Origin of the sequence: Streptomyces sp. NPDC058459 (assembly GCF_042721685.1) — a bacterium.
Lineage (GTDB): Bacteria > Actinomycetota > Actinomycetes > Streptomycetales > Streptomycetaceae > Streptomyces.
In genome coordinates this window covers 1-18893 of record NZ_JBHXLV010000039.1, presented here as the reverse complement: position 1 = coordinate 18893, position 18893 = coordinate 1, and the positions used below count along the sequence as shown (strand labels likewise).

Below are 18893 nucleotides of genomic sequence, written 5' to 3'. Positions count from 1 at the left end.
TGCGAGAATCATGAAGATCCACAAGTACGACACCGTCATCGTCGGCGCCGGCGGCGCGGGCATGCGCGCGGCCATCGAGTCGACGAAGCGCAGCCGCACCGCCGTGCTGACCAAGCTCTACCCCACCCGCTCCCACACGGGCGCCGCGCAGGGCGGCATGGCCGCCGCGCTGGCCAACGTGGAGGAGGACAACTGGGAGTGGCACACCTTCGACACGATCAAGGGCGGTGACTACCTGGTCGACCAGGACGCCGCCGAGATCCTGGCGAAGGAGGCCATCGACGCGGTCCTCGACCTGGAGAAGATGGGCCTGCCGTTCAACCGGACGCCCGACGGGACGATCGACCAGCGTCGCTTCGGCGGTCACTCCCGCAACCACGGCGAGGCCCCGGTCCGCCGGTCCTGCTACGCGGCCGACCGCACCGGCCACATGATCCTCCAGACGCTGTACCAGAACTGCGTCAAGGAGGGCGTGGAGTTCTTCAACGAGTTCTACGTCCTGGACCAGCTGATCACCGAGGTCGACGGCGTCAAGACGTCCGCCGGCGTGGTCGCGTACGAGCTGGCCACCGGCGAGATCCACGTCTTCCAGGCGAAGTCCGTGATCTACGCGTCCGGCGGCACCGGCAAGTTCTTCAAGGTGACGTCCAACGCGCACACCCTGACCGGTGACGGCCAGGCCGCGTGCTTCCGCCGGGGCATCCCGCTGGAGGACATGGAGTTCTTCCAGTTCCACCCGACCGGCATCTGGCGCATGGGCATCCTGCTGACGGAGGGCGCCCGCGGTGAGGGCGGCATCCTCCGCAACAAGGACGGCGAGCGCTTCATGGAGAAGTACGCGCCGGTCATGAAGGACCTCGCGTCCCGTGACGTCGTCTCGCGCTCGATCTACACCGAGATCCGCGAGGGCCGGGGCTGCGGTCCCGAGGGCGACCACGTCTACCTCGACCTCACCCACCTGCCGCCGGAGCAGCTGGACGCCAAGCTCCCGGACATCACCGAGTTCGCGCGCACCTACCTCGGCATCGAGCCGTACACGGACCCGATCCCGATCCAGCCCACCGCGCACTACGCGATGGGCGGCATCCCGACCAACGTCGAGGGTGAGGTCCTGTCGGACAACGCCACCGTCGTGCCGGGCCTGTACGCGGCCGGCGAGGTCGCCTGTGTCTCCGTGCACGGCGCCAACCGCCTGGGCACCAACTCGCTGCTGGACATCAACGTGTTCGGCCGCCGCGCGGGCATCGCCGCCGCCGACTACGCCCACACCGTGGGCTTCACCGAGCTGCCGGAGAACCCCGAGGCGACGGTCGTCGCGCAGATCGAGCGGCTGCGGGACGCCACCGGCACCGAGCGGGTGGCCGACATCCGCCGGGAGCTGCAGGAGACCATGGACGCCAACGTCATGGTGTTCCGTACCGAGCAGACGATCAAGACGGCGGTCGAGAAGATCGCCGAGCTGCGCGAGCGGTACCTCAACGTGTCCATCCAGGACAAGGGCAAGCGGTTCAACACCGACCTGCTGGAGGCCATCGAGCTGGGCAACCTGCTGGAGCTGGCCGAGGTCATGGCGGTGTCCGCGCTGGCCCGCAAGGAGTCCCGCGGCGGTCACTACCGCGAGGACTACCCGAACCGCGACGACGTCAACTTCATGCGTCACACGATGGCGTACCGCGAGATGGGCGAAGACGGCTCGGAGACCGTGCGTCTCGACTACAAGCCGGTCGTCCAGACCCGCTACCAGCCGATGGAGCGTAAGTACTGATGGCTACCCCTGTTCTGGACAAGGCCGAGGCGGCGTCCGCCGCGTCCCCCTACATCACGGTCACCCTCCGCATCCGCCGGTTCAACCCGGAGGTCGCGCCGGAGCCCTACTGGGAAGACTTCCAGTTGGAGATGGACCCCAAGGAGCGCGTCCTCGACGGGCTCAACAAGATCAAGTGGGACCACGACGGCACGCTGACCTTCCGCCGTTCCTGCGCCCACGGCATCTGCGGGTCCGACGCGATGCGGATCAACGGCAAGAACCGTCTGGCCTGCAAGACGCTGATCAAGGACGTCAACCCCGGGAAGCCGATCACGGTCGAGCCCATCAAGGGCCTGACCGCGCTCAAGGACCTCGTGGTCGACATGGACCCGTTCTTCCAGGCGTACCGGGACGTCATGCCGTTCCTGGTCACCAACGACACGAACGAGCCGACCCGTGAGCGGCTCCAGTCCGCCGAGGACCGCGAGCGCTTCGACGACACCACCAAGTGCATCCTGTGCGCCGCGTGCACCTCGTCGTGCCCGGTGTTCTGGAACGACGGCCAGTACTTCGGCCCGGCCGCGATCGTGAACGCCCACCGCTTCATCTTCGACTCGCGCGACGACGCCGGCGAGCAGCGCCTGGAGATCCTCAACGACCGCGACGGCGTGTGGCGCTGCCGCACGACCTTCAACTGCACGGACGCCTGCCCGCGCGGCATCGAGGTCACGAAGGCGATCCAGGAAGTGAAGCGCGCGCTGATCACCCGCCGCTTCTGAGTCTGCGCCGCGAGGGCCCCGTTCCGACTCCCGGAACGGGGCCCTTTGCCGTCGCCGGACACGTTCGGGTGAAGGTGATCGATCGGGACGTAGGGGGACGGTACGGCATACGATGATGCTCTCGGCACCAGCCCCTGGGAGGCACCACATGTCCGCAGCGGCCGTCGAGCAGCCTCACGGCGAGAGCGCGCTGATCGCGGAAGCCACCCGGCTCATGGAGCGCAATCCGGGCTACCGCGTCGAGATCATCGGAGGCCAGCTCCTCGCGTCCCCGCCCCCTGACGGCCCGCACGGCGTCGCTCTGACCGACGTGATGGCTCCCTTCATGGCAGCCGCCCTGCACGGAATCGAGTCGAAGGTCGTACAGGGCATCGGCCTCTGGCTGCCGACGGGCTCCGACGACTACGCGGTCCCGGACCTCTCCCTGGTCGACGGCGACTATCGCGAGCACTACGTGAGCAACAACTGCTACGACCCCGCGTGCTTCCGCCTGGTCGTGGAGGTCACCTCCAGCAACTACCGCACCGACCTGCGCACCAAGGTCGCCGCCTACGCCGAGGCGAAGGTACCGGTGTACGTCATCGTGGACCGGAAGCACGAACGACTGCACGTGCTCTCCTCTCCCGCGGGTGACACCTACGAGAGCCATCGCCCCTACGCCCCCGGCGAACTGGTCGTCCTCCCCGACACCATCGGAGCGAAGGTCACCCTGGACGCGGCCGCGATCATCGAGGCGGGACGCCCCCAGCGCCCCTGACCGATCCGCTGTGGTGTCTCGGCTCAACGAGTGATCGCGCAGCCCCCGTACGGGCGCTCCGCCCTGTTGAAGCGGGGCTTCGCCCTAGCCTGACGCCATGTCAGACGACGAAGCGTATGAGCTGCTGGGGTTCGACAGCGTGGTACTTCCCGTGGGGGACCTCGGGGAGGCCGTGGGGTTCTACGAGCGGGCCGGGTTCACCGTGGGGTTCCGGTTCGACGAGGGCGGGATCGCGCTGCTGAGGGTCGGCGGGGAGACGCCGGGAGTTCTGCTGCGCCACGAGGAGGGCCTCGGGCACCGGCCGCCCTCCTGGCCCGCGCCCCGCCTCTGGCTGGAGGTGCCGGACGCCCGCGCGGCGGCCCGGCGGCTGGCGGCGGCCGGGATCGAGCCGGTGGACGAGGCGATGTCGACGGCGACCGGGCGGACCGTGGAGTTCGCGGACCCGTGGGGCAACGTCTTCGGCCTCACCGACTACACCAAGCGCCCCGAACTCGCCCGCAGGGCTTGAGATCCAGACCTCACCCCACTTGGTTGAACACGTTCAAAAACAGGTCTACAGTCATCCCTGTCAGCGTTTTGAACGCGTTCAAGAAGGGGTGGGGCATGGACCGCACCGTCATCGCCTACGTGATCTACCTGGCCGTCAGCATCGGGCTGACCGTCTGGGTCGCCCGCACGCTCAGCCGCAACGGCCGGATCTTCCTGTCCGACGTGCTGCACGGCAACGAGAAGCTCGCGGACGCCGTCAACCACCTGCTGGTGGTCGGCTTCTACCTCGTCAACCTGGGCTTCGTCGCGCTCTACCTGAACGACGACGGCACCATCGCGGACACCCGGGGCATCTTCGAGGCCCTGTCGGCCAAGCTCGGTGTGGTGCTGCTGGTGCTCGGCGTGATGCACCTGGGCAATGTCTTCGTGCTCAACAAGATCCGCCGCCGCGGCCTGATGGAGCGCGAGACCCAGCCGCCGGTCGCCCCGCAGGGCTGGGTGGCACCGACGGCCGGAGCATGAGCGGGACCGTGGACCGGGGCGTCACGAGCGCCCCGGTCCGGGGGCTGACTGTCCTCTACGACGCCGAGTGCGGCCTCTGCACCCACCTGCGCGACTGGCTCGTACGGCAGGCCCAGCTCGTACCGCTGGAACTGGTGCCCGCCGGGTCGGCCGAGGCGCGGACCCGGTTCCCCGGCGTGGACCCGGCCGCCACGCTGGAGGAGGTCACCGTGATCGGGGACTCCGGGCAGGTGTACCGGGGTGCGGCGGCCTGGGTCGTGGTGCTGTGGGCGCTGCGCGAGCACCGCCCGCTGGCCCACCGGCTCAGCACACCGGCCGGCGCGCTGCTGGCGCGGGGCGCGGTGCTGGCGGCGGCGAAGTACCGGGGCGCGCAGTGGGGCACGCGACAGGGCGGTCGGTGGGGCGGTCAGGGTACGTACCGCCGCGCGGACGGCTGGCGGTACGTACCGGAGCAGGGCTGGGTGTTCGACCCGCCGTCCTGCGCCGACGGCTCCTGCCCCACTGGCTAGGCTCCTTACGTGCCCGCTAAGAACGACGGCCCCGAGGCCGGACCCCAGAGCAAGTCGGAGCAGACCCGCGCGCTGATCCTTCAGACCGCGATGCGCCTGTTCCAGGAGAACGGCTACGAGAAGACCACGATGCGGGCCATCGCCAGGGAGGCCGGCGTCTCGGTCGGCAACGCCTACTACTACTTCGCGGGCAAGGAGCATCTGATCCAGGGCTTCTACGACCGGATCGCCGCCGAGCACGAGGAGGCGGTCCGGTCGGTGCTGGCGGAGGAGACCGCCCTGGAGGCGCGGCTCGCGGGCGTGCTGACCACGTGGCTGGACATCGCGAAGCCGTACCACGAGTTCGCGGTGCAGTTCTTCAAGACCGCCGCCGACCCGGACAGCCCGCTCAGCCCCTTCTCCCCGGAGAGCGAGCACGCCCGCGAACAGGCGATCAGCGTGCACCGGGAGGTGCTGGCGGGCTCCAAGTCCAAGGTCTCCCCCGAGCTGCGGGACGCCCTGCCCGAGCTGATGTGGCTCTCCCAGATGGGCCTGGTCCTGTACTGGGTCTTCGACCGTACGGAGAACCGCGAGCGCAGTTACCGCCTGGCCCGGCGAGGCGCCCGCCTCACCGCGCGCGGCGTCGCCCTGTCCCGCTTCCGCGTGCTGCGCCCCCTGGTCCTGGAGGTCCACGAACTCTTCAACGACTTCCTGCCGGGCATGACGAAGGCGCTTCCCGCGCCGCGCGGCCGAAGCTGATCCCGTCCCGTGCGGAGAGTCATCCCGGCGCACGGCGGGGGTACACGGTGGGGGCCCGAACACTTCGCATACTTCGCACGAGAGTGGTGCCCCTCATGGCCGAGACCAAGGACGTCGTCGAACTCATCCTCCTGGACCACCGCCGCATGGAGGACCTGTTCCGGCAGATGCGCAGCGTCGAGGCGGACCGGGCGGCGGCGCTGAAGGAGTTCGCCGATCTGCTGGTGGCGCACGCGCTGGCGGAGGAGGCGGAGGTGTACCCGGCGCTGAAGCGGTACCGGAACATCGACGACGAAGAGGTCGAGCACGGCGAGCACGAGCACGACGAGGGGAACGAGGCGCTGCTGCACCTGCTGGAGGTGAAGGAGGTCGGCTCCGAGGACTGGGACTCCAAGCTGGAGGAACTGGTGGAGGCGATCACCCACCACACCGACGAGGAGGAGCGCACCATCCTCAACGGCGCCCGCGAGAACGTGCCGATGCCGCGCCGCGAGGAGCTGGGCGCGGCCTTCGTCGCGGACCGCGACCGCCGCCTCAAGGACGAGCCCGGCTCGGTCGAGAACCTCCGCCGGGTCGTCAACTCCTGACCCCTGGTGGCGCGGGCCCCGCACAGGCCCGCGCCGCCGCTCTCAGCCGTGGATGTCGAGCGCGGTCCCGTACAGCCGGTCGGCGGCTCGCAGCCGGATGACCACCCGGTGCTTGTCCACCAGTCTTGGTCAGTTGGGGATTCCCGCCGCGCCGGACGGTGGCGAGTGTGCCGAACCGTCGCTTGCCCGGCAGGCCGGAGAGGGCTTCGTCAGCCGTGCAGGAGGTCGCGCATCTCCCAGGAGTGGCCGGGGTCGTGGCCGGCGAAGAGGGTGCACGCGTCGTCGTCCTCGGCCGGGGCCTCGCAGGGGCTCAGCCGGACGAAGTCGTAGTGGTCGCCGTCCCAGCGGACCCAGAGCTGGGTTTCGCGGTCGATCTCGCCGAGGTGGTCCGCATGGGGGCCGTCGTGGGCGGCGTCCAACTCGCAGGTGAGGTGACTCAGTTCGTGCGGGGGTAAGTCGGCGGGGTCCTTGCCGGTGGCTTTCAGGTGCTGGATCAGCTCTTCGCGGGGCGGGCGGCCGGGCTGGTTGCAGTGCCGCCTGGGTCGATGAGCCGGCGACGGGAGTCCTGCGATCCCTGCGGCAACTCTTCCGGGTCGAACCACCGGGTCTCCAAAATCTCGAAGTCGTCCATCTTCAGGGTTCCTCCGGTGTGCGGGGCCTCGTGGGCGACCTCCACACGGAGTCGGTATCCGCTGGTCAGGCGGACGAGACAGGGTCACAAGCATTCACCCCGGCTGCGTCTGTTCGCGCGAGCGGTCAGCGCGCGGAGTCGCTGTTCGGGGCTGGCCGGCCGTACGTCCTCGGGGCGCACGGTCCATTCCGTCCCACCGGTGGCGGGCCGCAGGCACCACAGGCCGGCCCATTCCCCCCGGAATTCCCCCACACGTTCGTATGCGTCCACCAAGAGGGTTCCGATGGGCGGGAGTTGAGGGGATTCGTCCAACACTGGGCACTCCTCTCCGTAGTGAATCCACTACCAAGGGAAGTCAGCGTGACCTAGAGTTCGGTACCACTCAACTTGGCGTAAGTGGACGGAAGGTCGGTGATCGCGCCTTGAACATCAAGGAGTTGAACCCTGACAGCTCGCCTCAAGCGGCCTTCGGCGCGCATCTGCGCTCTTGCCGGGAGGAGAGGGGGTGGAAGCAGGAGGATCTCGCCACCGAGATGGAATATTCCAGCACGCATATTTCATCGGTGGAAACTGGTCGCAAGATGCCGACCTTGCGGTTCTCGCGCAGCGCCGACCGGGCGCTCGGAACCGGGGACCAGTTCGAGCGACGCTGGCGCGAGCTGAAGCACGGCGTGCTGCTGGAGGGGTTCCCGGAGTACGCGGGGCTGGAGGGGCGGGCAGTGGAGATCCGGGTGTTCGATACCGGGCTCATCCCTGGCCTGCTTCAGACTGCGGAGTACGCCCAGGCCCTCGCGGACAGTGCAGTACGACGCGGCACGATCACCCCCGAACAGGCCGCCGAGCGTGTCTCATTCGTCGCGGAGCGCCAAGCGGCACTGGTGCGGGCCCGGCCTCCCATGGTGTTCGTGGTGATGGACGAGAGTTGCATACGCCGGATTGTCGGCGGCCCTGAGGTCATGGATGTACAGCTTGACCAGCTGATCGAGTTCGCCGCCCGTCCCAACACCGTGCTTCAGGTGGCTCCATTCGGCATAGGGGAGCGTCGCACGATCGACCTCCCGGTGAACCTTCTGACGCTGTCCGACCGGTCCATTCTGTGCTACGCGGAGTCCCAGACACAGGGACGCCTGGACCGCGAAACCACGTCTGTGCTGCCTGTCCTGACGGCCTACCATCAACTACAGGCCGAATCGCTCTCCCAGGCGCTGTCTGTGGACGCGATCGAACAGCTTCGAAAGGGCACTTCGTGACGACCAACGACTCCCCCCGCTGGTTCAAGTCCTCTTACAGCAACAACGGCGGCACCTGCGTCGAGGTCGCCACCAACCTGCTCCCCTCGCGCGGCACCATTCCCGTCCGCGACTCCAAGCACCGCGCAGGTTCCGTGCTGGAACTCCCCGCCGCCGCCTTCTCCACCTTCGTGACCGGGGTCAAGAACGGCCAGTTCGGCACCGTCTGATCACCAGGGCCTCGCTGCCGCTCTGTGCGAGCGCAGCGAGGCCGACGCATGTCCGGTTCCGCACCCTCGCGGGACCGATCGAGGCGGTCCTACCCTCACGGTGACGAAAGGACACGCCGTGACCGAGACCCCGAACTGGTTCAAGTCCTCGTACAGCGACAATGGCGGCGCCTGCGTCGCGATCGCTGTGATGCCGGAAACCCCCCGCTGGTTCACGTCCTCACACAGCAACAACGGCGGCCAGTGCGTCGAGGTCGCCACCAACCTGCTCCCCGTCCACGTCCGCGACTCCAAAGTCCCCGCAGGCTCGGTGCTGGAACTCCCGGCCGCCGCCTTCTCCACCTTCGTAGCCGGCGTCAAGAACGGCCAGTTCGGCTCAGCTTGACCCCCTCCGCCTCGCTGCCAGAGGGGCGCCGCGCTGTTCTGCCTGCGGTGAACCCCCGCCCGGCCGTGCCCGTCGGTCACTACCGTCCAGACTCATGACGCCGATCACCACGCGCACGGTCGAGTACCTGGCCGACGGGCTGACCATGTTCGGGCACCTCGCGCTGCCGGCCGGTACCGACCGCCGGCCCGCAGTGCTGCTTGGACCGGAGGGCACGGGGCTCAGTGACGTCGAGCGCCGCAGGGCCGACGCCCTCGCCGAACTGGGTTATGTGGCACTTGCCTTCGACCTCCACGGCGGACGTTATCTGGGCGACCCCGAGGAGATGCTGGCCCGTTGCCTGCCGCTGCTCGCCGACCCCGAGCGGATGCGGGACCTCGGCCACGCGGCACTCGATGTGCTGCGTGCCGAAGCACGGACGGACCCCGGCCGGATCGCCGCTGTCGGCTACGGCACCGGCGGCGCCATCGCGCTGGAACTAGGGCGCGACGGCGTCGGCCTGCGTGCGATCGGGACCGTCAACGGACTGACCACCGGCCGGCCGGGCGACGCGGCGCGCATCCGCTGCCCGGTGTGGGCCGGGGTCGGGTCGGAAGACCCGATCATGCCACCCGCGCAACGGGACTCGTTCACGGCCGAGATGCAGGCCGCGGGCGTCGACTGGCGACTCGTGGTCTATGGCGGCGCCCTGCACGCCTTCCATCACCCGCCGGTCGACCATCCCACGGTCCCTGGCGTCGGCCATCACCCACGGCACGCGCGGCGAGCCTGGCACGACGTCATCAACCTGCTCGCCGAGTGCCTGCCTCTGACGGAGTGATGGGGCGCGTACGCACGCGGCGCCGGAGTTCGGGAATCCCGCCCACTGGGCCGCGGGCCTGCCGGACAGACCGCGCTCGACCGGGCACAGCCTGGAGCGGATCACCGCCGCGGCCGAGGAGGCGTTCCACCTGCGCTTCCTGGCTCAGAGCGCAGTGCCCGACGCGCAGATGGTGACCGTAGGCAAGACCCTGCACCTGGTCGACGTGGTCACTGGATCTGCCGCCGCCCTCACCCTGACCGACGGCGGTTGGCGGGTGCGCGAGGGCGGCCCGGTGAAGCTGTGGGAACGCATCGAGCGTGTCATGGACGCCTTTGACGCGGCCGGTGCTCCGGGGCCGGAGACCTTCACCTTGCATGTCTATGGCGGTGGCCAGCACTTGCGGCACATGCGGATGGCCGGCCTGCCGCTGTCCCTGTCCTGAGAGTCCGTCCTTGAACCCGCAGGGCCGAGCAGTGCGGCGTCTACCGGCGCGCCCGCGTCCGCCACCGTGCCGCCCTCGCGGAGCGGCAACTCCGGCTGGGGCAGCTCGAAGCGGCGTGCCGGACGTGGCGGGCCGCGCTCGACGAGTGGCCCATGGTCCAGTCGGGCCGCGCCGACGACCGCATGCGCACCATGGTCGAGCTGATCAGGCCGCACACCACGAACGCCCATGCGCGATCCCTGTACGACCGGGCGCGGGCCACGCTGCCCTCCTCCATGCGCTGAGAGGCAAACGGCGTGTCGGAGCGGCGGGGACGTATCGGGGCGGAAGGGTGTCCACCCGGACACACCACCAGGGAGAGGCAACGATGCCCGAAGTCACCGCCCCGTACGCGACCGGCACCCCCTGCTGGGTCGATCTGATGGCGCCGGACCAGCAGGCCGCGCTGGACTTCTACCGTGACCTGTTCGGCTGGCAGGGTTCGCCCGGCCCTGCCGAGTTCGGCGGGTACGCGGTGTGCGAGCTGCAGGACCGGCCCGTGGCCGGTATCGGCCCGGCGATGGCGCCCGAGGGCACACCGGAGCCGCCCACCTTCTGGACCAGCTACCTGGCCAGCACCGACGCGGTGGCCACCCAGGACCAGATCATCGCGGCGGGCGGCAACCTGCTCGCGCCGGTGATGGACGTCGGCACCCTCGGCCGGATGCTGATCGCGGCCGACCCGCAGGGCGCGGTGTTCGGGGTGTGGCAGCCGGGCGACTTCTTCGGCGCGGGCGTGGTCAACGAGCCCGGCGCGCTGACCTGGAACGAGCTGCACACCAGCGACGTGGAGGCGGCCACCGCGTTCTACGGCGAGGCGTTCGGCATCGAGATCATGCCGATGGCGGGCCACGACTCGTACTGGGAGCTGCGCGTGGGCGGCCGTACGGTCGGCGGGGCCTCCCTGCTCGCCAACGACCCGCCCGGCACCCCGGCCCACTGGCTGACGTACTTCGCGGTGGACGACGTGGACTCCACGCTCGACGCCCTGGTCCGCCGGGGCGGCAACGTCCTCGCCCCGCCCTTCGACATGGCCGCGGGCCGCATGACCGTGGTCACCGACCCGCAGGGCGCGCCGTTCGCGATGATCAGGTCGGCCGGCTCCTGAGGCGGCGCTCCGGGGCCCGGCGCCGTGCCGCATGCTGACCGGCATGGCACGCCGGGATTCGCGGGGTGGGCGACCCGCCGGGCCCGGGGCCGCCCCTGGTTCGGGGACGCCTGGCGGGACACCCGGCGGGGCGATCGGACGCCCCGGGGAACAGGCGGTGCGGTCGGGGCGGTTGTGGCGACCGAGGTCGCGGCGCGTCCGCCGTGGCCTCGTACCAGGACGTTTCCCGCAGGAGGACCTCATGACCGGCCGGCCCTTGACGCTGATGGCAGTGCACGCCCACCCCGACGACGAGGCGACCGGGACCGGCGGCATCCTCGCGCGGTACGCGGCGGAAGGCATCAGGACGGTGCTGGTGACCTGTACCGACGGCGGTTGCGGGGACGGGCCGGGGGGTGTGAAGCCGGGCGAGCCCGGACACGATCCGGCGGCGGTCGCCCGGCTGCGCCGGGACGAACTGGAGGCGAGCCGCGAGATCCTGAAGATCAGCGACCTGGAGCTGCTGGACTACGCCGACTCCGGGATGATCGGCTGGCCGGGCAACGACGCCCCGGGCTCCTTCTGGCGGACCCCCGTACCGGAGGCCGCGGCCCGTCTCGCCGAGCTGGTGCGGCACTACCGCCCCGATGTGGTCGTCACCTATGACGAGAACGGTTTCTACGGTCACCCCGACCACATCCAGGCCCACCGCGTCACCATGGCGGCGCTGGAGCTGACCGATCTGACCCCCAAGGTGTACTGGACCACGGTCCCGCGCTCGGGGATGGCCCGCTTCGGCGAGGTCATGCGCGAGTTCGCGGGCGACATGCCGGAGCCGGACCCCGCCGAGGCCGCCGCCCTGGCCGACGTCGGCCTCCCCGACGACGAGATCACCACCTGGGTCGACACCACCGCGTACAGCGGTCAGAAGTACGACGCCCTGGCCGCGCACGCCAGCCAGGGCGAGAACATCTTCTTCCTCCGGATGGGCAGGGAGAGGTTCGGCGAGCTGATGGGCGTGGAGACCTTCGTCCGCGTGCAGGACCCCACCGGCGTCCCGGCCCCGGAGGACGACCTCTTCGCCGGGCTGCGCTGACTACGCCTCGCGTGACGCCAGTTCGATCACCGTGATGTCCGACGGCGCCCACACGCGCGTCGGCGGGCCCCAGGCGCCCGCGCCCCGGCTGACGTAGAGCTGGGTGTCGCCGTAGCGGTCCAGGCCGGCGACCGTCGGGTTGGCGGCGCGGGCGATCAGGTTGCCGGGCCAGAGCTGGCCGCCGTGGGTGTGGCCGGAGAGCTGGAGGTCCACGTCATAGTGGACGGCCTGGTGGATCTGGACCGGCTGGTGGGCCAGGAGGACGACGGCGCGGGCGGGGTCGCGGTCGCCGAGGGCCTTGGCGAAGTCCGGGCCGTGGCCCTCGCTCTCGCCCTGGAGGTCGTTGACGCCGGCCAGGTCGAAGTACGGCAGCTCGGTGCGGGCGTTCTCCAGCGTGCGCATGCCCAGGGTGCGGACCTCGTCCAGCCACTGGGCGGCGCCGGAGAAGTACTCGTGGTTGCCCGTGACGAAGTAGGTGCCGAGGCGGGACTCCAGACCGGCCAGGGGTGCCGCAGCCGGGCCGAGGTTCTTGACGCTGCCGTCCACCAGGTCGCCGACGACCGCGATCATGTCCGGCTGGGTCGCGTTGATGGTGTCGACCACGGCCCGCGCGAAGTCCCGCCCCAGCACCGGGCCCAGGTGGATGTCGCTGACGACCGCGATCCGGAAGCCGTGCGCCGAGCGCGGGAGCTTGGCCAGGGGGACCGTCAGCCGCTTCACCCGCGGGCCGCGCAGCACCCCGTACGTGCCCCAGCCGGTCGTGCCCAGCGCCACCGCGGCCGCCGTGCCTCCGGCGACGCGGGAGACGAAGACGCGGCGGGAGAGGGCGGCGGCGGCGAGCGCGGTGGCCTGCGGCCCTTCGGCGGAGGACGTGCCGTCAGCCCCTGCGGACGGCTCCGCCGGGGCCGGGGACGCGGGCGCCTCGTCAGCCCGCACGGACGGCTCTGCGGGCGACGCGGGCGCCTGCTCAGCCCGCACGGACCTCGCCGGGGACGCCGGCGCGTCGTCGGCCACCCCGGCCCGCTCCGCCGGAGGCACCCGCACCCCGCCGAGCCCGGCGAGCACCGCCTCCCGTGTCGCCCGCCGGGCCCGCCGCTCCGCCCGCACCCGCACCGGCTCGGTCGCCAGCGTCGCCAGCAGCAGGTAGAGGGCCAGCGGCATCCAGAGGAAGCCCGGCCAGGCCAGGGCCCGTTGGAGCCAGAAGGGGGCGCCGGAGCGTTCCGCGGCCAGGGCGGCGACCATCAGCAGCGGGGCCGCGACGAACAGGGCAGTGCCGGCTCGGCGGGCGGCGCCGGCCGGGCGGGTGGTGTCGCGGATCAGGCGGCGCCAGACGTACCGGTGGAGGCCCGCCACGAGGGCCAGTACGGCCAGGGCGACGAGCACGAAGACGATGACCACCCGAGGGGTCTCCTATGACGTCCGACGCAGTGCGCGCAGTCCGCGCAACCCGATGACCCCGACGACCGTCCCCAGTACGAAGGACACGACCGCCAGCGTCAGGTGTACCCAGAAGTAGGCCGTGGGGTGCCCGTCGTCGAAGGCGAGACCGCTGCCGTCCGCAACGAGATTCTTGACGAAAGTGACCCAGATGACCCAGCTCCACACCCCGAAGGCGAGCAGGAACCAGGAGACCGGGCGGCTGAGCTTCATGAGTCCAGTATCGCCGCCCCCTGTCCCGTTCCGTGGCCGGGGTGGAGCGGGAGGCGGGACTTCGCAACCTGGGGCAGGTACGTTCTCGATCGTGTCCGCACCGAAGAAGATCGCTCAGCGATCCTTGTTGATCACATCTGCCGCATTGCTGACCGTCTCCGGCATCGCCCCGTCAGCCTTCGCCGCACCCAGGCCGTCAGGCACTCCCACCGCCGCTCCCCCGGCCCACATGTCCCAGGTAGGCGGTGCCCGCCTCGGCGTGCCCGGTACCCAGGTGAACCTCGCGGCCGGCGTCCCCGTGCTGCCGGGGGACCTCTCCGCGCGCTCCTGGATCGTCACCGACGCGGAGAGCGGCGACGTGCTCGCCTCGCACAACGCGCACTGGCGGCTCCCCCCGGCGAGCACCCTCAAGATGCTGTTCGCGGACACCGTGCTCCCCCGCTTCCCCCGGGACCAGCGCCACAAGGTGCTGCCCACCGACCTCGCCGGGATCGGCGCCGGTTCGAGCATGGTCGGGATAAAGGAGAACGAGACCTACACCATCCGCGACCTGTGGCTCGGTGTCTTCCTGCGCTCCGGCAACGACGCCGTCCATGTGCTCTCCGCGATCAACGGCGGTGTCCCGCGGACCGTCAGGGACATGCAGGCCCACGCCGACGCGCTCCAGGCCCGCGACACCCACGTGGTCAGCCCCGACGGCTACGACGCCCCCCAGCAGTACTCCTCGGCGTACGACCTCACGCTGTTCGCCCGCTCCGGGCTGCAGAAGAAGGACTTCCGGGAGTACTGCTCCACGGTGCGCGCCAAGTTCCCCGGCGCCACCACGAGCAAGGGCAAGGGCAAGGGCACCCGCGAGACCTTCGAGATCCAGAACACCAACCGGCTGCTGAGCGGCGACACGGACACCGCCGTCTATCCGGGCATCGCCGGCGTCAAGAACGGCAACACCACCAACGCGGGCGCCACCTTCACCGGGGTCGCCGAGCGCGGCGGCAAGGTGCTGCTGGTCACCGTGATGAACCCGGAGAAGCACGAGCACGACGAGGTCTACAAGGAGACCGCGCGGCTCTTCGACTGGGGCTTCAAGGCCGCGGGCAAGGTCCAGCCGGTCGGCACGCTCGTCCCGCCGCTGGACGCCACCCCGAGCGCACGGCCCAGCGGCGCGCCGAGCGCGGAGGTCACCGGCGCCCCGCAGGGCACCGCGAGGGCCGGGTCCGAGCCGGTGAAGGGCGCCACCGCCCCGGGCGGCTCCGGCGGCGGCGCCGGGACCGCGCTGGGTGTCGCCGCCGGGCTGCTGGTGCTGCTCGCGGGCGCGGCCTTCCTGGTCAACCGCCGCTGGCCGCTGCCTGATCTGCTGCGTCGCCGGACCCGTCCGTGACCTTCCCCTCGTCGCTGCGCGTCGCCGTCCAGGCGGCGCAGAAAAGGATCAGCTTCGAGGTGAGGTTGATCCACAACAGCAGGGCGACGGGGACACCGAAGGCGCCGTACACGCTCTTCGCGGCGACACCCTGGATGTAGCCGCTCAGCAGCAGCTTGAGGAGTTCGAAGCCGAGCGCGCCGAGCAGGGACGCCACGAGCAGGCGGCGGCGCTGCGGTTCGACCCCGGGCAGCAGGCTCAGTACGTACAGCAGGACCAGGAAGTCGGCGAGCACGGCGACGGCGAACGCGGTGATCCGCAGCAGCACGACGCCCCAGCTGTGCTCGTCCAGGCCGATCGCGCCCGCCAGCTTGTCGATGGCGGCCGAGGCGAGCGTGGAGGCGGCCAGCGTCACCAGCAGGGCGCCGCCGAGGCCGATCAGCACCCCGGCGTCCTTCAGCTTCAGCATCACCGGGTTGCCGTCCCGCTCGGGCAGCTCCCACACCGCGCGCAGACAGTCCCGGACCTGGCCGACCCAGCCGATACCGGTGAACAGCAGCGCCGCGCCGGCGATCAGTCCGACCGTGCCCGCGTTCTGCACCAGCCCGTTCAGGTCGAGCTGGTCGGCGAGGCCCGGGAACTGGCTCGCGATGTTCTTCTCCACGGTCTTCTGCCGGGCCGGGTCGAGCGTGGCCGCCGCGACCGCCGCGGCGACGGTCAGCAGCGGGAACAGCGCCATGAAGCTGACGAACGTCATGGCCGCGGCCAGCCAGGTCCAGTTCACCCGGTCCAGGCGCGCGTACGAGCGCCAGGCGTGCGTGGCCATCAGCCAGGTGACGATCGGCCCGACGCCGGGCAGCTTCTTCAGCCAGTCCATGGTCCGCCTCTGCCCTTGTCGCGGGCCCTCCATGTGCCGATACCCCGGATCAGCACGGGCCCGTCGGCCATCCGTCGGCGTGTCCCAGCGATCACCCGTTGCGGGGAGCCCGGCGCCGCCGTGCGGACACTCGGCCATACAGGGACGATACGGTCACCCGCATGTCTGCTGTCTGCCGTTCTCCCCAGTCCCTGCTCGTCCTCGGCGGCACCTCGGAGATCGCGCTGGCCACCGCGCGCCGCCTCATCGCCCGCCGCACCCGAACCGTCCGGCTCGCCGGGCGTCCCGGCCCCGCCCTGGACCGTGCGGCGGAACGCCTCTCCGTGCTCGGCGCCGACGTCCGCACGGTCGCCTTCGACGCGCTGGACCCGGAGTCCCACGAGACGGTCCTCGGCAGGGTGTTCGCCGAGGGCGCCGTCGACATGGTGCTGTTCGCCTTCGGGGTGCTCGGGGACCAGGCGCGGGACGAGCGGGAGCCGCTGCACGCGGTCCGGGTCGCCGCGACCAACTACACCGGGGCGGTCTCGGCCGGCCTGGTCGCCGGCCGCGCGCTCCAGGAGCAGGGCCACGGCTCGCTGGTGATCCTCTCCTCGGTGGCCGCCGAGCGGGCCCGCCGCTCCGACTTCATCTACGGCTCCAGCAAGGCCGGCCTGGACACCTTCGCCCAGGGACTCGGCGACGCGCTGCACGGGACGGGCGTGCGCGTGATGGTCGTACGCCCTGGGTTCGTACGGACCGCCAGGACCGCCCACCTGGCGCCCGGACCGCTCTCCACCACCCCGGAGGAGGTGGCCGCCGCCGTCGAACTCGGGCTGCGCCGGGGCTCGGAGACGGTGTGGGTGCCCGGCGCGCTGCGCCCGGTGATGTCGGTGCTGCGGCACGCGCCGCGCGCGCTGTTCCGCCGGCTGCCGGTCTGAGCGGTACGGGTCAGCAGCTGGGGATGGTGTCGCGCTCGGTGTGCCCGGCCTGCGGGGGCACCACCGGGCTGCCGAACCAGTAGTCGCGCAGCTTGCGCCACACCCCGTCCCGGCCCTGCTCGTAAAGCGCGAACCCGGTGCACGGCCAGGCTGCCTCGAACCCGGCCAGCTCCTCGAAGGCGCGGTCCATCGCCGCCTCCCCGATGCCGTGCGCCACGGTGACGTGCGGGTGGTACGGGAAGAGCAGCTCGCGCGGCACCGGCCCGGACGCGTCCCGGACCCGCTGCTGGAGTTCGGCGCAGTCCTCGGTGCCCTGCTCGATCCGGACGTAGACGACCGGTGAGAGCGGGCGGAAGGTGCCGGTGCCGGACAGCCGCAGCGGGAAGGGCCGGCCGGCCGCCGCGACCTCGGCGAGGTGCGCGTCCACGGCGGACAGGTCCGCCTCCTCCACCTCGGTGGGCGGCAGCAGCGTGATGTGCGTGGGGATGCTGAGCGCGGCGGCGTCGCCGAAGCCCGCGCGCCGCTCCTGGAGCAGGCTGCCGTGAGGCTCCGGGACCGCGATCGACACGCCGATCATTACGATCCCCACGTCGTCTCCTGTCGTCGCGCTTCGTTCTGAGAGCCGTCTTCGCGTACGGCCTTCGGCTATCGACTGTACGGCCACGGGTGTCCGCAGGGCAGGCGCACCGGAAGTGATGTACGGCGCTCTGCCCCACCGGTCACGCGTGCGGTCGCACGTCCGGGGGCGGCTGTGCGCCCCCGGCCGCCCGGTCAGTGCCCGGTCATCGCCTGTTGAGGGCCTGTTGAGGGCCCGTCGAGGACCCGTTCAGTGCTTCGCCGGGAGGAAACCGACCCGGTCGTACGCCAGTGCCAGGGTCTCGGCGGCCACGGCGCGGGCCTTCTCGGCGCCCTTGGCGAGGACCGAGTCCAGCGTCTCGGTGTCCTCCAGGTACTGCTGGGTGCGCTCCCGGAAGGGGGTGACGAAGGCGACCATGATCTCGGCGAGGTCGGTCTTGAGGGCGCCGTACATCTTGCCCTCGTACTCCCGCTCCAGCTCGGCGACGGGCGTGGCGGTGAGGGTGGAGTGGATGGTGAGGAGGTTGCTGACGCCGGGCTTGTTCTCCCGGTCGAAGCGGATCACCGTGTCGGTGTCGGTGACCGCGCTCTTCACCTTCTTCGCCGTGGTCTTCGGGTCGTCCAGCAGGTTGACGAGGCCCTTCGGCGTGGACGCCGACTTGCTCATCTTGACCGCCGGGTCCTGGAGGTCGTAGATCTTCGCCGTCTCCCTGAGGATGTACGGCTTGGGGCTGACGAAGGTCTCGCCGAAGCGGCCGTTGAACCGGTCGGCGAGGTCGCGGGTCAGCTCCACGTGCTGGCGCTGGTCCTCACCGACCGGGACCTCGTCGGCGTTGTAGAGCAGGATGTCCGCGACCTGGAGGACCGGGTACGTGAAGAGGCCGACGCTGGCCCGGTCGGCGCCCTGCTTCGCCGCCTTGTCCTTGAACTGGGTCATGCGGGACGCCTCGCCGAAGCCGGTGAGGCAGTTCATGACCCAGGCGAGCTGGGCGTGCTCGGGGACCTGGCTCTGTACGAAGAGGGTGCAGCGGTCGGGGTCCAGACCGGCCGCGAGGAGCTGGGCCGCGGCGAGGCGGGTGTTGGCCCGCAGGTCCTTCGGGTCCTGCGGGACCGTGATGGCGTGCAGGTCGACGACCATGTAGAACGCGTCGTGGGTCTCCTGGAGGGCCACCCACTGGCGGACGGCACCGAGGTAGTTGCCCAGGTGGAACGAGCCCGCGGTGGGCTGGATTCCGGAGAGAACGCGAGGCTTCTTTTCAGCGGTGGGCTTTTCAGCGGGGGCCATGATGCCCATTCTTCCAGAGGTGAGGGTGGGTCCAGTGCCTAGGTGCGGGGTGGCTGCGGGGGCGCGGGTGCCGGAACCACGACGCGAACAGCAGCCCGAACTGGTGTGAGTGCGCGGTGCGCCGCGACCGGCCGACTCCGCCGTCCCCGCCGAAGGTGGCTC

The 18893-nt window shown here is 70.8% G+C and carries 23 protein-coding genes and 2 pseudogenes; 18 read left to right on the top strand and 7 right to left on the bottom strand.

Annotated features, from left to right (window positions below; genetic code table 11):
• Positions 1–10 precede the first annotated feature (10 nt).
• The 8 genes from sdhA (at position 11) to ACFWN1_RS10695 (ending at position 6128) form a co-directional block, all read left to right on the top strand.
• Positions 11–1765: a succinate dehydrogenase flavoprotein subunit gene (gene sdhA / locus ACFWN1_RS10730; protein WP_384359760.1), complete on the top strand. Its 1755-nt coding sequence runs from the start codon at positions 11–13 to the stop codon at positions 1763–1765.
• Positions 1765–2526, top strand: coding sequence for a succinate dehydrogenase iron-sulfur subunit (locus ACFWN1_RS10725; RefSeq protein WP_384359759.1), 762 nt, complete (start codon positions 1765–1767; stop codon positions 2524–2526). Before sdhA ends, ACFWN1_RS10725 begins: the two co-directional genes overlap by 1 nt.
• Positions 2527–2674: 148 nt before the next feature.
• A complete protein-coding gene (locus tag ACFWN1_RS10720; protein WP_384359758.1) occupies positions 2675–3283 on the top strand; it encodes a Uma2 family endonuclease in 609 nt (202 codons plus the stop codon).
• 97 nt (positions 3284–3380) lie between these two features.
• On the top strand, positions 3381–3791 hold the full coding sequence (locus ACFWN1_RS10715) for a VOC family protein (RefSeq protein WP_384359757.1): 411 nt from the start codon (positions 3381–3383) through the stop codon (positions 3789–3791).
• A 95-nt stretch (positions 3792–3886) separates the two neighbouring features.
• On the top strand, positions 3887–4294 hold the full coding sequence (locus tag ACFWN1_RS10710) for a hypothetical protein (RefSeq protein ID WP_384359756.1): 408 nt from the start codon (positions 3887–3889) through the stop codon (positions 4292–4294).
• Positions 4291–4803, top strand: coding sequence for a thiol-disulfide oxidoreductase DCC family protein (locus ACFWN1_RS10705; protein ID WP_384359755.1), 513 nt, complete (start codon positions 4291–4293; stop codon positions 4801–4803). The genes ACFWN1_RS10710 and ACFWN1_RS10705 overlap by 4 nt, the downstream gene beginning before the upstream one ends.
• Before the next feature lie 9 nt (positions 4804–4812).
• Positions 4813–5541 carry a TetR/AcrR family transcriptional regulator gene (locus ACFWN1_RS10700; RefSeq protein WP_384359754.1) on the top strand — a complete coding sequence of 243 codons (729 nt, stop codon included), beginning with the start codon at positions 4813–4815 and terminating at the stop codon, positions 5539–5541.
• A gap of 95 nt (positions 5542–5636) precedes the next feature.
• Positions 5637–6128 carry a hemerythrin domain-containing protein gene (locus ACFWN1_RS10695; RefSeq protein ID WP_384359753.1) on the top strand — a complete coding sequence of 164 codons (492 nt, stop codon included), beginning with the start codon at positions 5637–5639 and terminating at the stop codon, positions 6126–6128.
• A 209-nt stretch (positions 6129–6337) separates the two neighbouring features.
• On the opposite strand, the gene ACFWN1_RS10690 is transcribed toward ACFWN1_RS10695, so the two are convergent.
• Together ACFWN1_RS10690 and ACFWN1_RS10685 are read right to left on the bottom strand one after the other, a co-directional pair.
• Positions 6338–6547 (bottom strand): hypothetical protein, encoded by a 210-nt coding sequence (locus ACFWN1_RS10690; protein WP_384359752.1) that lies wholly within the window; start codon positions 6545–6547, stop codon positions 6338–6340.
• A gap of 74 nt (positions 6548–6621) precedes the next feature.
• Positions 6622–6837, bottom strand: a pseudogene (locus ACFWN1_RS10685) (hypothetical protein); the annotation flags it as partial.
• A gap of 344 nt (positions 6838–7181) precedes the next feature.
• On the opposite strand from ACFWN1_RS10685, the gene ACFWN1_RS10680 reads away from it, so the two are divergent.
• From ACFWN1_RS10680 to ACFWN1_RS10645, 8 genes and pseudogenes are all read left to right on the top strand, one after another.
• The gene (locus tag ACFWN1_RS10680) at positions 7182–8009 is read left to right on the top strand and encodes a helix-turn-helix domain-containing protein (protein WP_384359751.1); all 828 of its coding nucleotides are present in this window, start codon (positions 7182–7184) and stop codon (positions 8007–8009) included.
• On the top strand, positions 8006–8218 hold the full coding sequence (locus ACFWN1_RS10675) for a DUF397 domain-containing protein (RefSeq protein ID WP_384359750.1): 213 nt from the start codon (positions 8006–8008) through the stop codon (positions 8216–8218). The genes ACFWN1_RS10680 and ACFWN1_RS10675 overlap by 4 nt, the downstream gene beginning before the upstream one ends.
• Positions 8219–8408: 190 nt before the next feature.
• Positions 8409–8603 (top strand): DUF397 domain-containing protein, encoded by a 195-nt coding sequence (locus ACFWN1_RS10670; RefSeq protein ID WP_384359788.1) that lies wholly within the window; start codon positions 8409–8411, stop codon positions 8601–8603.
• Positions 8604–8697: 94 nt separating this feature from the next.
• Entirely contained in the window at positions 8698–9423 is a 726-nt protein-coding gene (locus tag ACFWN1_RS10665) for a dienelactone hydrolase family protein (RefSeq protein ID WP_384359749.1), read from the top strand.
• Positions 9424–9427: 4 nt separating this feature from the next.
• Positions 9428–9847 (top strand): annotated as a pseudogene (locus ACFWN1_RS10660) (SAM-dependent methyltransferase); the annotation flags it as partial.
• A gap of 152 nt (positions 9848–9999) precedes the next feature.
• A complete protein-coding gene (locus ACFWN1_RS10655) occupies positions 10000–10131 on the top strand; it encodes a hypothetical protein (RefSeq protein ID WP_384359748.1) in 132 nt (43 codons plus the stop codon).
• Positions 10132–10214: 83 nt separating this feature from the next.
• Positions 10215–10994, top strand: coding sequence for a VOC family protein (locus ACFWN1_RS10650; RefSeq protein ID WP_384359747.1), 780 nt, complete (start codon positions 10215–10217; stop codon positions 10992–10994).
• A 241-nt stretch (positions 10995–11235) separates the two neighbouring features.
• Positions 11236–12069, top strand: a complete 834-nt coding sequence (locus tag ACFWN1_RS10645) for a PIG-L family deacetylase (protein WP_384359746.1) — start codon at positions 11236–11238, stop codon at positions 12067–12069.
• On the opposite strand, the gene ACFWN1_RS10640 is transcribed toward ACFWN1_RS10645, so the two are convergent.
• Positions 12070–13467 (bottom strand): metallophosphoesterase, encoded by a 1398-nt coding sequence (locus ACFWN1_RS10640; RefSeq protein WP_384359745.1) that lies wholly within the window; start codon positions 13465–13467, stop codon positions 12070–12072.
• Positions 13468–13479: 12 nt separating this feature from the next.
• The gene (locus ACFWN1_RS10635; protein WP_086695049.1) at positions 13480–13719 is read right to left on the bottom strand and encodes an SCO4848 family membrane protein; all 240 of its coding nucleotides are present in this window, start codon (positions 13717–13719) and stop codon (positions 13480–13482) included.
• Positions 13720–13810: 91 nt separating this feature from the next.
• Here ACFWN1_RS10635 and ACFWN1_RS10630 point away from each other — a divergent pair, with 91 nt between their 5' ends.
• Positions 13811–15097: a D-alanyl-D-alanine carboxypeptidase family protein gene (locus ACFWN1_RS10630; RefSeq protein WP_384359744.1), complete on the top strand. Its 1287-nt coding sequence runs from the start codon at positions 13811–13813 to the stop codon at positions 15095–15097.
• Here ACFWN1_RS10630 and ACFWN1_RS10625 read toward each other — a convergent pair.
• Complete coding sequence (locus ACFWN1_RS10625; protein ID WP_384359743.1) at positions 15045–15953, bottom strand: YihY/virulence factor BrkB family protein; 909 nt, start codon at positions 15951–15953, stop codon at positions 15045–15047. The two genes, ACFWN1_RS10630 and ACFWN1_RS10625, sit on opposite strands and share 53 nt — an antisense overlap.
• A 161-nt stretch (positions 15954–16114) precedes the next feature.
• Between ACFWN1_RS10625 and ACFWN1_RS10620 the strand changes: the two genes are divergently transcribed.
• Positions 16115–16870 (top strand): decaprenylphospho-beta-D-erythro-pentofuranosid-2-ulose 2-reductase, encoded by a 756-nt coding sequence (locus tag ACFWN1_RS10620; RefSeq protein ID WP_384359742.1) that lies wholly within the window; start codon positions 16115–16117, stop codon positions 16868–16870.
• Positions 16871–16880: 10 nt separating this feature from the next.
• On the opposite strand, the gene ACFWN1_RS10615 is transcribed toward ACFWN1_RS10620, so the two are convergent.
• Both ACFWN1_RS10615 and trpS read right to left on the bottom strand, forming a co-directional pair.
• A complete protein-coding gene (locus ACFWN1_RS10615) occupies positions 16881–17459 on the bottom strand; it encodes a 2'-5' RNA ligase family protein (RefSeq protein WP_384359741.1) in 579 nt (192 codons plus the stop codon).
• Between the two features lie 237 nt (positions 17460–17696).
• A complete protein-coding gene (trpS, locus tag ACFWN1_RS10610; protein ID WP_384359740.1) occupies positions 17697–18731 on the bottom strand; it encodes a tryptophan--tRNA ligase in 1035 nt (344 codons plus the stop codon).
• Positions 18732–18893 lie beyond the last annotated feature (162 nt).

Coding starts and splice junctions, on each gene's coding strand:
- sdhA (WP_384359760.1), top strand. CDS start 11: ATGAAGATCCACAAGTACGACACCGTCATCGTCGGCGCCGGCGGCGCG.
- ACFWN1_RS10725 (WP_384359759.1), top strand. CDS start 1,765: ATGGCTACCCCTGTTCTGGACAAGGCCGAGGCGGCGTCCGCCGCGTCC.
- ACFWN1_RS10720 (WP_384359758.1), top strand. CDS start 2,675: ATGTCCGCAGCGGCCGTCGAGCAGCCTCACGGCGAGAGCGCGCTGATC.
- ACFWN1_RS10715 (WP_384359757.1), top strand. CDS start 3,381: ATGTCAGACGACGAAGCGTATGAGCTGCTGGGGTTCGACAGCGTGGTA.
- ACFWN1_RS10710 (WP_384359756.1), top strand. CDS start 3,887: ATGGACCGCACCGTCATCGCCTACGTGATCTACCTGGCCGTCAGCATC.
- ACFWN1_RS10705 (WP_384359755.1), top strand. CDS start 4,291: ATGAGCGGGACCGTGGACCGGGGCGTCACGAGCGCCCCGGTCCGGGGG.
- ACFWN1_RS10695 (WP_384359753.1), top strand. CDS start 5,637: ATGGCCGAGACCAAGGACGTCGTCGAACTCATCCTCCTGGACCACCGC.
- ACFWN1_RS10670 (WP_384359788.1), top strand. CDS start 8,409: ATGCCGGAAACCCCCCGCTGGTTCACGTCCTCACACAGCAACAACGGC.
- ACFWN1_RS10665 (WP_384359749.1), top strand. CDS start 8,698: ATGACGCCGATCACCACGCGCACGGTCGAGTACCTGGCCGACGGGCTG.
- ACFWN1_RS10655 (WP_384359748.1), top strand. CDS start 10,000: ATGGTCCAGTCGGGCCGCGCCGACGACCGCATGCGCACCATGGTCGAG.
- ACFWN1_RS10650 (WP_384359747.1), top strand. CDS start 10,215: ATGCCCGAAGTCACCGCCCCGTACGCGACCGGCACCCCCTGCTGGGTC.
- ACFWN1_RS10645 (WP_384359746.1), top strand. CDS start 11,236: ATGACCGGCCGGCCCTTGACGCTGATGGCAGTGCACGCCCACCCCGAC.
- ACFWN1_RS10635 (WP_086695049.1), bottom strand. CDS start 13,719: ATGAAGCTCAGCCGCCCGGTCTCCTGGTTCCTGCTCGCCTTCGGGGTG.
- ACFWN1_RS10625 (WP_384359743.1), bottom strand. CDS start 15,953: ATGGACTGGCTGAAGAAGCTGCCCGGCGTCGGGCCGATCGTCACCTGG.
- ACFWN1_RS10620 (WP_384359742.1), top strand. CDS start 16,115: ATGTCTGCTGTCTGCCGTTCTCCCCAGTCCCTGCTCGTCCTCGGCGGC.
- trpS (WP_384359740.1), bottom strand. CDS start 18,731: ATGGCCCCCGCTGAAAAGCCCACCGCTGAAAAGAAGCCTCGCGTTCTC.